General features: G+C 51.5%; 12 protein-coding genes and 1 other RNA gene. 8 read left to right on the top strand and 5 right to left on the bottom strand.

Annotated elements, in window-relative coordinates; translation table 11 throughout:
* Window positions 1–80 precede the first annotated feature (80 nt).
* Window positions 81–953: a LysR family transcriptional regulator gene (locus tag EZV72_RS04935; RefSeq protein ID WP_137166193.1), complete on the top strand. Its 873-nt coding sequence runs from the start codon at window positions 81–83 to the stop codon at window positions 951–953.
* A gap of 510 nt (window positions 954–1,463) precedes the next feature.
* On the opposite strand, the gene EZV72_RS04930 is transcribed toward EZV72_RS04935, so the two are convergent.
* The 5 genes from EZV72_RS04930 to EZV72_RS04910 all read right to left on the bottom strand — a co-directional run bounded on the left by EZV72_RS04930 (window position 1,464) and on the right by EZV72_RS04910 (window position 7,095).
* Window positions 1,464–2,753 (bottom strand): M24 family metallopeptidase, encoded by a 1,290-nt coding sequence (locus tag EZV72_RS04930; protein ID WP_137166192.1) that lies wholly within the window; start codon window positions 2,751–2,753, stop codon window positions 1,464–1,466.
* A 70-nt stretch (window positions 2,754–2,823) separates the two neighbouring features.
* Window positions 2,824–3,996 carry an FAD-dependent monooxygenase gene (locus EZV72_RS04925; protein WP_137166191.1) on the bottom strand — a complete coding sequence of 391 codons (1,173 nt, stop codon included), beginning with the start codon at window positions 3,994–3,996 and terminating at the stop codon, window positions 2,824–2,826.
* A 2-nt stretch (window positions 3,997–3,998) separates the two neighbouring features.
* Entirely contained in the window at window positions 3,999–5,198 is a 1,200-nt protein-coding gene (gene ubiH, locus EZV72_RS04920; RefSeq protein WP_137166190.1) for a 2-octaprenyl-6-methoxyphenyl hydroxylase, read from the bottom strand.
* Window positions 5,199–5,201: 3 nt separating this feature from the next.
* Complete coding sequence (pepP, locus tag EZV72_RS04915; RefSeq protein WP_137166189.1) at window positions 5,202–6,512, bottom strand: Xaa-Pro aminopeptidase; 1,311 nt, start codon at window positions 6,510–6,512, stop codon at window positions 5,202–5,204.
* A 16-nt stretch (window positions 6,513–6,528) separates the two neighbouring features.
* Entirely contained in the window at window positions 6,529–7,095 is a 567-nt protein-coding gene (locus EZV72_RS04910; protein WP_137166188.1) for a UPF0149 family protein, read from the bottom strand.
* A 385-nt stretch (window positions 7,096–7,480) separates the two neighbouring features.
* Here EZV72_RS04910 and ssrS point away from each other — a divergent pair.
* The 7 genes from ssrS (at window position 7,481) to rpiA (ending at window position 13,602) form a co-directional block, all read left to right on the top strand.
* A non-coding RNA gene (gene ssrS, locus EZV72_RS04905) (6S RNA) lies at window positions 7,481–7,663 on the top strand.
* 22 nt (window positions 7,664–7,685) lie between these two features.
* Complete coding sequence (locus EZV72_RS04900) at window positions 7,686–8,579, top strand: ribokinase (RefSeq protein ID WP_137166187.1); 894 nt, start codon at window positions 7,686–7,688, stop codon at window positions 8,577–8,579.
* 22 nt (window positions 8,580–8,601) lie between these two features.
* Window positions 8,602–9,543 carry a nucleoside hydrolase gene (locus EZV72_RS04895; protein ID WP_137166186.1) on the top strand — a complete coding sequence of 314 codons (942 nt, stop codon included), beginning with the start codon at window positions 8,602–8,604 and terminating at the stop codon, window positions 9,541–9,543.
* 210 nt (window positions 9,544–9,753) lie between these two features.
* Window positions 9,754–11,367, top strand: coding sequence for a GAF domain-containing hybrid sensor histidine kinase/response regulator (locus EZV72_RS18715; protein WP_137166185.1), 1,614 nt, complete (start codon window positions 9,754–9,756; stop codon window positions 11,365–11,367).
* Between the two features lie 9 nt (window positions 11,368–11,376).
* A complete protein-coding gene (locus tag EZV72_RS04885) occupies window positions 11,377–11,964 on the top strand; it encodes a 5-formyltetrahydrofolate cyclo-ligase (protein ID WP_137166184.1) in 588 nt (195 codons plus the stop codon).
* 82 nt (window positions 11,965–12,046) lie between these two features.
* A complete protein-coding gene (locus EZV72_RS04880) occupies window positions 12,047–12,877 on the top strand; it encodes a sugar phosphate isomerase/epimerase family protein (RefSeq protein ID WP_137166183.1) in 831 nt (276 codons plus the stop codon).
* 68 nt (window positions 12,878–12,945) lie between these two features.
* Window positions 12,946–13,602: a ribose-5-phosphate isomerase RpiA gene (rpiA, locus tag EZV72_RS04875; protein ID WP_137166182.1), complete on the top strand. Its 657-nt coding sequence runs from the start codon at window positions 12,946–12,948 to the stop codon at window positions 13,600–13,602.
* Window positions 13,603–13,643 lie beyond the last annotated feature (41 nt).

Here is a 13,643-nt window from a genome sequence, read left to right as displayed (position 1 = left end):
CGGCAACAAATTGGAATTTCTTATCATTACATTTGAGATTATAATAAACAGAACTCATTTCATCAGTAATTCAAATCTATATGAAACAATTGTCGATGGATAACCTGCGTACCTTTGTCAGCGTGATTGAACAAGGAGGATACGCCAAAGCCGGTGAATGGCTGGGTCGCTCACAGCCGGCAATCAGCCTGCAAATCAAGAAGCTCGAAGAGCAGCTGGATCGCAAACTGTTTACTAAAGTTGGCCAGCGTCATGTGCCCAGTGCTGATGGTAACTGGCTGTATGTGAAAGCCCGGGAGATGCTGGATTTAAATGACAGTATATTCAGGGCACTGACGCCAGCGCCGTTATCCGGCCGACTGCGCCTGGGTATTCCTAATGAGTTTGCCTCTACCCTGTTACCGGGGCTGATTGGTGAATTTTCCAAGCGTTACCCGGATGTGTCTTTAGAGGTCACATCAGCGCTCAGCCGGGATTTACTGCATCCGGCTCAAAGGGACAAATTCGACTTGATCCTGGCTCTGGCTAATCCGGCTGACTCCGCCGACGCGCAGCCACCGGTTAGTGCAGAGATAGTCTTGCAGGATGAAATGGTTTGGGTAGGCGACCGAAATCGCCCGCTGGCCGGTGACACGATTTCACTGGTACTGGCACCGGATGGGTGCATGTATCGCAGCCGGGTTATTGAACAACTGAAACAACAGACTAAAGCCTGGAAAATTACCTATACCAATGCGGATTTATCCGGCCTGGCCGCCGCGATTGAACAGGGTCTTGGCGTAACAGCCCTGGCCCGCTCGAGCATGCCGGTGAATTTGCAGGTTATTAAACACCCCAGCCTGCCCTATTTGGGTAAGGTAAATATTTGCCTGTTTAATCAGGATTCCCAGCACCCGGTCATCAGCAAAACACTGGCGGAGTTTATTAAAACCCGTCTGGTGCGGGGCGGGTGAAGATGTTGGGTTTGTTTACAGCAGTCAGGGGCAGGGGCGGCCCACACATTCCGTCTCCAAGACATCAGGAAATTCCACACTTCCATCGCCCCTGCGAAAGCAGGGGTTTCGTGAACCGCCTAACTGATTCAAAACAACCGTTGAACAAGCGTAGTCAGATTCCAAGGAGATCCCTGATAGCCCTGCGGGCTTCAGGGACGACGGATTGTTGCGGCGCGATTCAGGAACACATATTCTGTCTTCCCCGAAACATCAGGGAATTCCACACTTCCGTCATCCCCGTGAAAACGGGGATCTCCTCAACAGGCTGGCTGTTTCAAAACAACATTTAAATAAACGTAGTCATGTTCCAAGGAGATCCCTGATAGCCCTTCGGGCTTCAGGGACGACGGGAGAAATAAGTAGCATTGAGTTAGTGTAGTCAGGTTCCAGGGAGATCCCTGATAGCCCTGCGGGCTTCAGGGACGACGGGGTTGTTGCTGCGCGATTCAGAACGAAAGAGTGAAGTCGCTACACCTTTAACTCAGCCAGTTTCCCCAGCGGGGCATCAATGCTCTCCGGTGGTTCGGTGAACCATGCCGGGCCGTCGTCTGTCATGTACATACAGTCTTCCAGTCGCACTCCAAACTCGCCGGGCAGATAAATACCCGGCTCGTTGGAAAAGCACATGCCGGCTTGCAGCCTGGTGTCTTCACCGCGCACAAAATTCACCTTTTCGTGCCCTTCCATACCAATGCCATGGCCGGTGCGGTGAGACAACCCCGGCAGCGCGTAATCCGGTCCGTAACCAAAGGACTGATAAAGCTTGCGGACCGCATCATCCACACTCCCTGCCGTCTGGTTCAGGCGAGCATGCTCAAATGCAACTTGCTGGCCCTGACGCACCTGCTGCCAGACTTTGCGCTGTTTTTTACCTGGCTCCCCAAATAAAAAAGTCCGGCTGATATCCGACTGATAACCATGCACCGCACATCCGCAGTCCATCAGAACTACGGAACCTTCTTTTAATACCTGCTCCTGCCGGGTGCCGTGGGGATAGGCGCTGGCTTTATCAAATAACGCCATGGTCCATATTCCGTCGCCCCCAAGCGCCTGCTGTGCGTTATGCATCAGGGCTTTGACATCAGCCTGACTCATACCCGCTTCAAGACGTTCATATACATGCCCGTATGCCCTTAAGGTCACGTCATTGGCTTTGTGTATCAGGGCAATTTCGTGGGCTGATTTAATCATGCGACAGCCCAGCGTCACCGGCTCGGCAGACACATTGTGCATATCCGGCAACAAAGGCATCAGCCCGTTAACCACAAAATAACGAACACTCTGCTCAAAGCCGAGCTTGCCTTTGGTCAGTTTGCGGTCCCGTAAAATCTGCTGAACCTGCGCGAACGGACTTTCATGTTCCTGCCAGACCCGAATGTCCTCACCCACCGTCAGGGTTTCGCGAACACTGGGCGCTTCAAAAAATGGCGTTACAATGGCAATCTCGCCTTCTTTAGGAATCACCACACAGGTCAGACGTTCGCTGCGCCACCACTGAATGCCGGTGAAGTAATCCATAGCAGCGCCCGGCTCCAGGATAATCGCGGCCATGTTGTACAGCTGCATCAGCTGCTGTGCTTTGGCAATACGTTGTTTGCGTTCCTGTGGCGAAATAGCCGATACCGAACCAGTAATATCGGCTAATTTGGAATCAGTATAGAAAGGTTTTTTGTCGTTTGACTGGGCGGCCAGAGCGCGGCCAGCAGCCAGTGCGCCAGCACCGGCTGCTGATATTTTTAAAAAAGCACGTTTATCCATCACCACGGGTCCTGATTAAAGGTAATACCTCATCATGCCCATGGATGTGATGTATTTTCAACTGCCGGAGCTAAAACCCCATCGCCTGTGAAATAAACTGACGCTTTACAGAAGGCAGATTGTCGGTGGCCAGCAAACCGGCGCCACGAATCATCTTTTTCAGCGGGTTGTTGCCGTTAAACAGAGTTTTAAACCCATCCATGGCAGCCACCATCTTCATCGCTTCGGTTTTACGGGCCCGCTCAAACGGCCGCAAATAGCGGTAACGGGCAATAGACTTCCCCTGCTGATGCAGCGCGCGTAAATGCTCAGCCAAATCCACGGCATCCTGCATGCCAAGGTTGGCCCCCTGTCCGGCCAGCGGGTGAATGGTATGGGCTGCATCGCCTATAATCACCAGGCCATCTTTGGCCCACTGCCGGGCATAGCGCATAGTCAGCCCGAACATCTGTCGCTCGCTGGCCAGTGCGCTGACGCCCAGTACACTGCCACAGGCGGCTGTTAAAGCGTGGCTGAAAGCATCATCACTCAGGTTATACAAGGCATTGGCCACCTGCGTGGTTTGCGACCAGACTATTGAGCAAAGATGCGGATCGCTTAGCGGCAGTAACGCCAGCGGGCCGTCCGGGGTAAATACCTGCCGGGCTATCCGGTTGTGCGGTGCATCGCTGCGCACTGTAGCAACAATGGCCGACTGTCCGTAATCACGAAAGGTAATGGGAAACGCTGCCTGTTTGCGCATAAACGAATTAGCGCCGTCGGCACCCACCAACAGCTTACAGGCCACCACGTCGTCGTTATCCAGCATCAGCATAGTCTCATGCTCACCAGCCAGCACTTTAGTAATACCGGCTTGCACGCAACTCACATTAGACTGACTGTCAACCTGTTGCGCCAGCGCATTGGTCAGCACCTGATTTTCAATAATATGGCCCAGTTGGGGTGTCTGGGTGTCGGCACAGGAAAAATCAATCTGACCAAAGCTGTCCTGATCCCACACCGTCATTTGCTGGTACGGTGAGATCCGCTCAGTCGGCATTCGTTGCCAGGCTCCGGCGTTCTCCAGCATGGTCCGGTTGGCTTCATTAATTGCACTGACCCGAAGCTGCGGCGCGTCCGGTACCGGACTTTGCAATGGCTGCTGGCTGATCAGGGCAACCGAAAAAGGGCTGTCGGCCAGCTGGCTGGCCAGCGTTAACCCCACCATACCGCCGCCAACGATAGCAATATCCACTTTATGCATAGTTAAAATCCTGTTGTTGCCGGCCCGTAGCCTGTGGTGCGATTAACAAATGTCTGTTGCAGGACTGGCGTATTATCCAGTGCAATCAGGCCCAGATTACGCCCGGCCACCAATGGTCGGTGCCAGTTTGAAAAGGTGCGAACCAGTGTATCGGTGAGCCAGATGGTTTGCTTGCGATCGGCCTCTCGCAACTGCTTATACTCGCGCAGGCAGGCAAAAGCACCGGCATCGTCTGCCTGCCCGATGGCTTTGACCAGTCCCAGCACATCACGCAGGCCTAAATTAAAGCCCTGCCCGGCGATGGGATGCAAGGTTTGCGCGGCATTTCCTGTCACCGCCACCCGATGCGCTGTGATCTGTTCAGCCTGCTCAAGGGCCAGCGGGTAGTGATGACGCGTACCTACCGAGGTAATGCTCCCCTGGCGGTAACCAAACGCCTGCTGTAGCCGGGTGATAAAAGCCGCGTCATCGCAATGCAACAGTGCTTCAGCCACATCGGGGGTGACGGTCCACACCACAGAAAAGCTGTGGCTGGCCTGGGATGTATCGGAATTAAACGGTAAAAACGCCAGCGGTCCGTTTGGAGTAAAACGTTCATAGGCCCAGTTACGATGCGGCTCGCTGGTGGTAACATTACAGATAATAGCGGTTTGCTCATACGCTTCACTGCGCCGTGCAATGTTCAAAGATTCGCACAGTCCCGAGCGCCCCCCGTCAGCCAGTACCACCAGCTTTGCATGACACTGCTCATCGTTGTCCAGCGTCAGACTAACATATTCGTGATGCTGCACAGCCTGCTTCACTGAGGCTGGCGCCAGATGAGTGACATCAGTGGTACCAAGCTGCTGCTGAACATGCGTGCCCAGACGACTCAGCGCCACCACCTGTCCAAATGCATCAAGCCGAAAATCATCGGCATGCAGGTGACAAGACCCAGCCGCTCCCTGGTCAGTGACCTGAATGGTTTTTATTGGCTCGGCCAGTACCTGTTCGCTATTCAGCCCAAGCGCGTTCAGTGCATCAACAGTTTTTCGGGATAACGCAATCACCCGGGCATCAAAACCCGGGTCGGCGGGCTCTTGTGATACCGGGCTGGCATCAATGAGGGTAATATTCAGACTGGTTTGGCGACTTAGCGCCAGCGCCAGCACGCTACCCACAATACCGCCGCCAACAATGGCAATATCCGTTTGTTTTACCACGTGTTATCCCTTCATCAATGCTTCAATCTCAGACACAGTTTTAGGTACGTCCGCGGTCAGGTTTTCAATGCCGGTGGCGGTCAGTGCTACATTATCTTCAATACGCACGCCGATACCCCGATACTGTTCGGGTACCGGTGCATCAGGTGCAATGTAGATGCCTGGTTCAACGGTGAGTACCATGCCCGGTTGTAGCGGGCGCTCTTCACCATCCACGCGGTAATCCCCCACGTCATGCACATCCAGCCCAAGAAAATGCCCCAGCCCGTGCATAAAGTAATTACGCCAGGTTTCCTGTTCCAGATTTTCAGCCACAGTGCCGGTTAAAATACCCAGCTCCACCAGCCCTTCGGTAATAACTTCAATGGTCAGGGCTGTTGCCTCGCCCAGGGTGACGCTCGGAGTAATAAAATCCAGCGCTTTTTGCTGGGCTTTTAACACCAGATTATAAATCGCTTTTTGTGGCTCACTGAACGTGCCTGACACCGGAAACGTGCGGGTAATATCCGCCGCATAGCCTTTATATTCAGCGCCGGCATCAATCAGCACCAGTTCACTTTCGGCCAGCGCTTTACTATTCTCGGTGTAATGTAAAATACAAGCATTGGCGCCGCTGCCTACAATGGTGGCATAAGCCGGTGACCTGGCCCCGGCCATGGCAAATTCATGATGAATTTCTGCTTCCAACTGGTATTCATACACGCCGGCTTTGGCAAAACGCATAGCCCGCTTGTGCGCGGCCGCGCTGATTTGTCCGGCAGCTTTCATTACAGCTACCTCACAAGCGGACTTATACAGGCGCATTTCATGAATCAGCGGCCGGATATCACGCAGACAACCAGGCGCCACATTCTCTTTAGGCGCCTGGCGCAGCGCATCCAGCGCGCCCTGCACCAGGGTGTCAGCCTGCCGGTTATGGCCCTGAGCAAAATACACATTATCGTGTCCCAGCATCCACTCCATCAGTACTTCAGGTAATTCATCCAGCTCAAAGGCTTCGTCCAGATCAAACCGGGCCACTGCCATTTGTGCACCAAGGCGTCGCCCTTCCCACACTTCTCTGTGCGGATCTTTGGGCTGACACACCATGCCAGTATAAGGCCGGCCATACTGCTCGTGATTTGACAATAATAACCAGGTGTCCGGTTCGTTAAATTCGGTGAGGTACCAAAAGTCGCTGTCCTGACGAAACAGATACTCCGTATCCCGGCTGCGCGTTACCATGCTGGCAGCAGGGATGAGACAGACACTGTTTGGCTCACACTGGGCCAGCAAGCGGTGTTGGCGGGCAATAATTTCCTGTTGACTGATCATAGAAAAGACCGATTAATTAATGCACAGAAGGTTTGTCTTGCTGATCATCCAGTAATGAACGACCCATCTCGCTAAAGCACAGCAGGGCTGAAATTTTAACGTATTCCATCACTTCGTGCAGTGCTCGTTCAGACTCATCATCCTCTTCCATCGGCTCTTCCATCCGGGAAATATCAGAAAAATCCTGCAACGCTTCTTTGATTTCGGCTGAACACTGCATCAGGTCCTGCTGATGCAGTCCAAATCCCAGCATAAAGCCCTGTACCCAGTTGCGCAGTGCCAGACCACGATCGTTAATCGGCGCCTGTTCATCCGGTAGCATCATCTGCAGGCTGAATTCACCTTCCAGTAATTGCTCGCAGGTTTGGGTGTACAGCATTTCCAGTTTAAACGTAACCGGTTGCGGGAAAGGTTCACCCTGATTCGTGGTATCTGCCATCACCGACTGCCACTTCTGGTCTGTCAGCGACATCCCTCCACACAACATTCCACACATGATGCCATGCACTTCGGCGGCATCACTATTCACGGAATGCTGGAACAGCACATTGGTTATGCTGTCATAATCGATCTGTTTGTCCACGCACTTTACCTTTCGCGATAAGCTTATTTATAAAGGGATATGCTAGCAAAATCCGGTTTTAAAACCCAGCACTCAGCGTTTGTTCAGCAAACCGGCAGTTGAATTAGAATTTATTATTTTGCTCTTTCGCTATCAGGCTTATTCCCGTAAGATCTTCTTACAAGTTATTTCTTTGACCAAATGGTTAAGTTTTTGTTGAAATTTTCAGTAAGGACAACATAATCAGGGTCATCCAAGCTATTGGTGCAGGCGTTAAAATAAGCGTGCAGTTTTCCGGTAGCGTCAAAAGGTAAGGTTAAGCGGCAGGATCTATAAAACATGTTACACTGATCTCTTCACGAGCCAGTACGTTTCATATACCCTGTTGCGCTTGTATTTTAATCTATGTCTCCTGGGGTGTTCGCCAGCCTATTAATGTCCCTGGCCGATGCTTTAAAATTAGGAAGTTGAACTTATAGCTACTGAGCAAGCTCGGCGCGTATCGAGAAGCCTACGGTTATGATGATTCTTCCGCCGTGATCCTTTCGGTTCACGGGCGAACAATGGGCAGCGGCATTCTGGGAGACGCCCTCTTTCGACGAGTAGAAGAAATGGCTGTTATTAATTTCGGGTCTATCAATATTGATCACGTTTACATGGTTGATCATTTTGTCCAGCCCGGTGAAACCATCGCCTCATCCGATTATCAGCAACTGCTGGGTGGCAAAGGCGCCAACCAGTCTATCGCTCTGGCCCAGGCCGGTGCTGATGTAAAGCATGTTGGTAGCATCCACGAATCTGACGCCAGCTTTAAGCAAACCCTGATTAAAAAAGGGGTCGACTGCCGCTATGTGCGTTGTAACGACACTCCTTCCGGCCACGCCATTATCCAGGTCACGCCGTGTGGCGAAAATGCCATTGTATTATTTGGCGGAGCCAACCAGACCATTACCGCCGATGTGGTTAACAAGTCATTGCTGGACACCAGCGACAATGACTGGGTGTTGACCCAGAACGAAACCAGCTGCATTGACGAGGTGCTACAACAGGCGCGCGAAAAAGGCCTGAAGGTGGCATTTAATCCGGCGCCCATGAGTGAATCAGTCAAGTCCTTGCCCCTGGACTGCGTGGATCTGTTAATTGTAAACGAGACCGAAGCCGCAGCACTGACCGGTAAAGAAGCTCTGGATGACATCATCCAGGTATTTCAAAGTGACTGGCAGCATGCTGAAGTGTTAATTACGCTGGGTAAAGAAGGCGTGATGATGGTCACCCCCGAATCTACCGATAAAGTCCCGGCCTTTGAAGTCGATGCAGTGGATACCACCGCCGCCGGAGATACTTTTATTGGCTACTTTCTGTCTGCCTACAGTGCCGGCACCGAGGTGACACAGGCGCTGAAACGCGGATGTGCTGCTTCTGCTATCGCCGTTACCCGTCAGGGTGCAGCCCAGTCTATTCCTACTCAGGAAGAAGTAGACCGATTTTTAGCCAAACACGGCTAAGCAAATTTTCGAGAAAAATACTATGACGCACAAAATAATTCTGGATACCGATCCGGGTATCGATGATGCAATGGCCATCTTTTTTGCTTTTCAGTCACCTGATATTGAGGTGCTGGGCCTGACAACCGTTTTTGGCAATGTGCCGGTAGATATGTCAGCTAAAAATGCGGTAACCCTGTGTAAGCTGGCTGAGCAGGATATTCCTGTCACTAAAGGCGTGGGCATGCCCTGGGTGGGACCTGAGTCTTCCTATGCGCACTTTGTACATGGCGATGACGGCTTTGGTAACATTAATTTTCCGGCTATTGAGGGCAAACTTGACCCTCGTAGCTCGGCGCAGTTTATTGTCGACATGGCGCGCCAGCATCCTGGTGAAATTACGCTGGTCGCTATTGGCCCGCTAGGTAACCTCGCGCTGGCACTGCGGCTTGAGCCGGAGCTGCCAAAACTGGTGAAAGGTGTCAGTATTATGGGTGGCGCAGCATTTGTACCGGGCAATGTGACTCCGGTTGCCGAAGCCAATATCTGGAATGATGCCCATGCTGCTGAAATTGTATTTGCGGCAGACTGGGAAGTGACTATGTTTGGTCTGGATGTGACCAACGATGTCCGGTTCCCGGCCAGCTTTGTAGAGACGCTGGCAGAGAAAAACCCCAAACTGGGCGGCTTTGTGCGTGATGCGGCGCAGTTTTACATCGACTTTTACACCAAAGACGGTGAAGAGCGTGTATGTTGTTTCCATGACGCCTTTCCACTGGCGCACCTCATTAAACCTGAGTTATTCGGTCTGACCGAAGGCCATGCCCGGGTAGCGACTGATGCACTGAACCGCGGCCAGACTATTATTGCACCGCCGGGCACAACCCCCAGCCCGCTGTGGACTGAAGCACAAACGGTCAAAGTGGCGACGCAAGTCGACCGTGACGGCCTTGAAAAATTGTTTGTCGAGACTTACGCGCTGTAACAGGTCGCCATTTCAATTTTTGTGTATAACGCCGGCTTTTTGCCGGCGTTGTTGTATTTGTACCCGGTTACATTGCAACTAAAGTACAGTCTTTCTGTTTCGCGAATCCTTTATAATGACCTATGCTTAAAATGCTTGGTTCCGCCATTGCGGAAAAACATTTCACCAGCCTGTCGGGTAAAACCAGGCTGCTTTAAAGGGTTAAGAACATTGGAAAGCGCAGGATCCCCGGAAAATGAAGACAGACGACTGGCAGAGCTGCTTAGTTATGAGGTGCTGGATACCGACAGTGAAAATGTCTTCGACCAGATTACCCGGCTGGCTTCAGAGATTTGCCAGACCCCTATTGCGCTTATCAGCCTGATTGATCATGACCGTCAGTGGTTTAAATCACGGGTGGGACTGGATGCCCAACAAACGCATCGCGATCTGGCATTTTGTGCTCATGCCATTCTTAAAGACGAGATTTTTGAAGTGGAAGATGCCAGCAAGGATGACCGTTTTCATGATAATCCGCTGGTCACCGACAGCCCGGATATTCGTTTTTATGCCGGCACGCCGCTTATCTCTCCCCGGGGGTACGCATTAGGTACGTTATGCGCCATTGACACCCAGCCCAGAAAACTCACTGAAAGTCAGAAAACCGCGCTTAAAACATTAGGCAATGCGGTCATAGCGCAGCTTGAGCTAAAACGTAAAACCCGTGATCTTGAGCAAGTTAATCAGTTCAAAAATCACTTTATGTCGTATGTCAGCCATGAGGTGAGAACCCCGCTCAATGCCGTTTCTATGTTCAGCACCAGCCTGCTCAAAGAAGCTCGTAAATACGACTTGCCCCAGCATTTCAGTACTAATCTTAAGCATATTCAGACCAGCGGTGAGCGGTTGCTGGATATTGTTGATTCGGTACTGGATGTTAAACAAATTGAAAAAGGCCAGCTTAAGCTGATTTCCCGCTCGGTTGAAACCAACCTGTATTTAACGGGCTTTTTTTCTATGCTGAGTGCGGTAAACGCTTCTGCCGCTCAACTTCAGTGGCAGATTAGCGGGGTGATACCACAAACCATTATTGTGGATGACACCAAATTATCTCAGGTAATAACCACGCTGGTTAACCATAGTCTGAAACAGGCAGCTGCCGGCACTTGTGTTAGTTGTACAACCCGCATCAATGGTCAGCAGCTGGAGCTCAGCCTGACCGGCCCTGAGACGATTGTTTCGCAGGAAGAAGCTCATTACCTGCAAGCCTCCCAGATAAGCTTCGACGACACATTCTATGTAGATGAAGCCTTTATTGATTTAAGTATCTGTAAAAATCTGCTGTCGGTACTCAACGGGGCCCTGACCGTTAGCAAAGCGGACACCGGCCAGATCACTCTGCAACTGACCGTGCCACTGGGGACCGCCGGCCAGGGCGATCAGGTATTTACCCGTGAAGAAGACGAGCCTCTGGCTGTACGTGCTGGCGTGTCGTTACTGGTGGTTGAAGATAATGAGATAAATCAGATTGTCATTGCCAGTCTATTGAGCGAAATGAACCTGACGTTTTACATTGTTGATAGCGGTGAGGGCTGTCTGGAGTTTCTCAGCAAAAAGAGCGTTGACCTGGTGATTATGGATATTGGACTGCCGGGTATTTCAGGTGTGCAGGCCACACAGGTAATTAAACAGAACAACCCACATTTGCCGGTTATCGCGTTAACCGCCGATGTGGTAACCGATCGTAAAGACTTGCTCAGCAGTGGGCTAAATGCGGTGCTGACCAAGCCCATTGCAACAAACCATTTAGTGCGTATGCTTAACCTTTATCTGGGTGAAGAATAAAGATGTACTATGTTGGTAACCGAATCACGGGCGCAATTACGCGCCCGATTGCGCGCTGTCCGTAAAGCGCTGAGCGCACCACAGCAACAACAGGCTGGCGCAGCCATTGCCAGGCAGTTATTTCAGTTAACCGAAGTGGCCAATGCCCGCATGGTGGCTGCATACCTGGCCAATGATGGCGAACCCTCGCTTGGTCCGACGATAAGCCAGGCCTGGCAGGAAAAAATACAGATAACCTTACCTGTTCTGCATCCCTTTACCGGTAAACACCTGCTGTTTTTGCAATATCATCAGCATAGCGTCATGACCACCAATCGCTTTAACATCGCCGAACCAGTACTCAGTTGCCCCGCGGTTGTGCCGCTGGGTAACCACGATGTTATCCTGATGCCGCTGGTTGGCTTTGATGCTGCCGGAAATCGCCTGGGGATGGGCGGCGGCTTCTACGACCGAACACTGGCCGCTCTGCCCGACAAGCACCGCCCTGCCCTGATTGGCATTGCCCATACTTGTCAGCAGGTTGACAACCTGCCGGTGCAAAACTGGGATATTCCCTGCGATGTGATTGTCACCCCCCACACATGCATTCGTCCCTGATTATAAATTGTTTAGCTTATACAAAAAACCAGCACGCCGAATAGTGAGTAGTTACTAATCTGTTTCACAACCAGGATTAGGTATGACCCAATTTGGTACCTGCACATGGACGCTGGGTGAGCTGTCAGTAGAACGGCTGTTTTCTATTTGCCAGGACTTACAGTTAAGCTGCGTACAATTTCATGGTGATCATCTGACCCATCAGGCCAGCGAAGTGAAAAATGCAGCCAGTGAGTCCGGCATCACAATCTGGGCTATCGATCCGTTTTATGCCACGCCTCCCGCGGCATCGTTCTCACTTAGTGACGCTGAACATTACTTTATGGGTGTGGTGGACTTTGCCCGCGCTACTGACTGCTGCCGCATTACTGTACATGCTCTGAGTCACTGGATCAGCGAGCTGTACGAACAAACCAGTATGCGAATAGAAATGCTCGCCCTGAGCTGTCAGAAAATCTGCGATTATGCCGCCAGGGATAATATAACGGTGTTATTTGAACTGTGTAATCAATATGAAGTCGCTTTTTTGCGTACTACCAAAGAGTGGGCTCAGCTGGCTGCGCAGGTCAACCGGGATAATTTCGGACTGATTCTGGACAGCTTTCACATGCATATGGAAGAGCCGGACTCGGAGCATGCAATGCTTTCGCACGGATCTTCTTTGCAGATGTACCATATTTCCGATTCTAACCGGGGCGGAATTGGCAGCGGGCAAATCGATTTTTATCGTCAGTTCTGTGCCCTGAAGGAAACCGGTTATCAGGGTCCGGTCATGCTTGAGGTGGTACTGCCTCAGCTTACGCCATGCCATGCGCCGGCCACGGCTGCACAATGGCAGCAGCTGAGCGAACACTATCAGACATCATTTTCTGCATGGCAGGAATTTGAGCAGGCCTATCAGCGCAACAAATAGTTGCAGGTAAGGGATAACAATCCGCCCTGAATAAGGTAAACTGCTGTGCCATTATTTGGGGAGGGATTATGCACCAAGACGCAAAGAAAAAAGCCGTTGCCGAGGCAGCGCTGACCTACGTTAAGCCAGACACCATTGTGGGTGTGGGAACTGGCTCCACTGTTAACTTTTTCATTGATGCTCTGGCTACAATGAAAGACCGCATCACCGGCGCGGTATCCAGCTCTGAAGCATCAACCGAACGCTTAAAATCACATGGCATTGAGGTGTTTGAACTCAACGAGGTGGATCGTCTTGATGTTTACATTGACGGCGCCGATGAAGTTACCGAGCACAAGCACATGATTAAGGGTGGCGGCGCCGCCCTGACCCGGGAAAAAATTGTCGCGGCGGTGGCTGACTCGTTTATCTGCATTGTTGATGATACCAAGCAGGTTCCTGTGCTGGGCAAATTTCCTCTTCCGGTTGAAGTGATTCCGATGGCCCGATCTTATGTGGCCCGAGAGCTGGTTAAACTGGGCGGCGATCCGGTATATCGTCAGGGCGTAATTACCGACAACGGTAACGTGATTCTGGATGTACATAATCTGGACATTCTGAATCCCAGAGAGATGGAAGCCACCATCAATAACCTGGCCGGTGTGGTCACTAACGGTATTTTTTCACTGCGTGGCGCTGATGTTGTACTGTGCGCCAGCGGTAATGAGATTAAAACGTTCACCTAGCTGGCTGCAAATGGTGGGGTGACCGCGCTTGAAGGGTATGA

The organism is Salinimonas lutimaris (assembly GCF_005222225.1).
Taxonomy (GTDB): Bacteria; Pseudomonadota; Gammaproteobacteria; order Enterobacterales; family Alteromonadaceae; genus Alteromonas; species Alteromonas lutimaris.
This window is presented reverse-complemented; position numbering and strand designations above follow the sequence as displayed.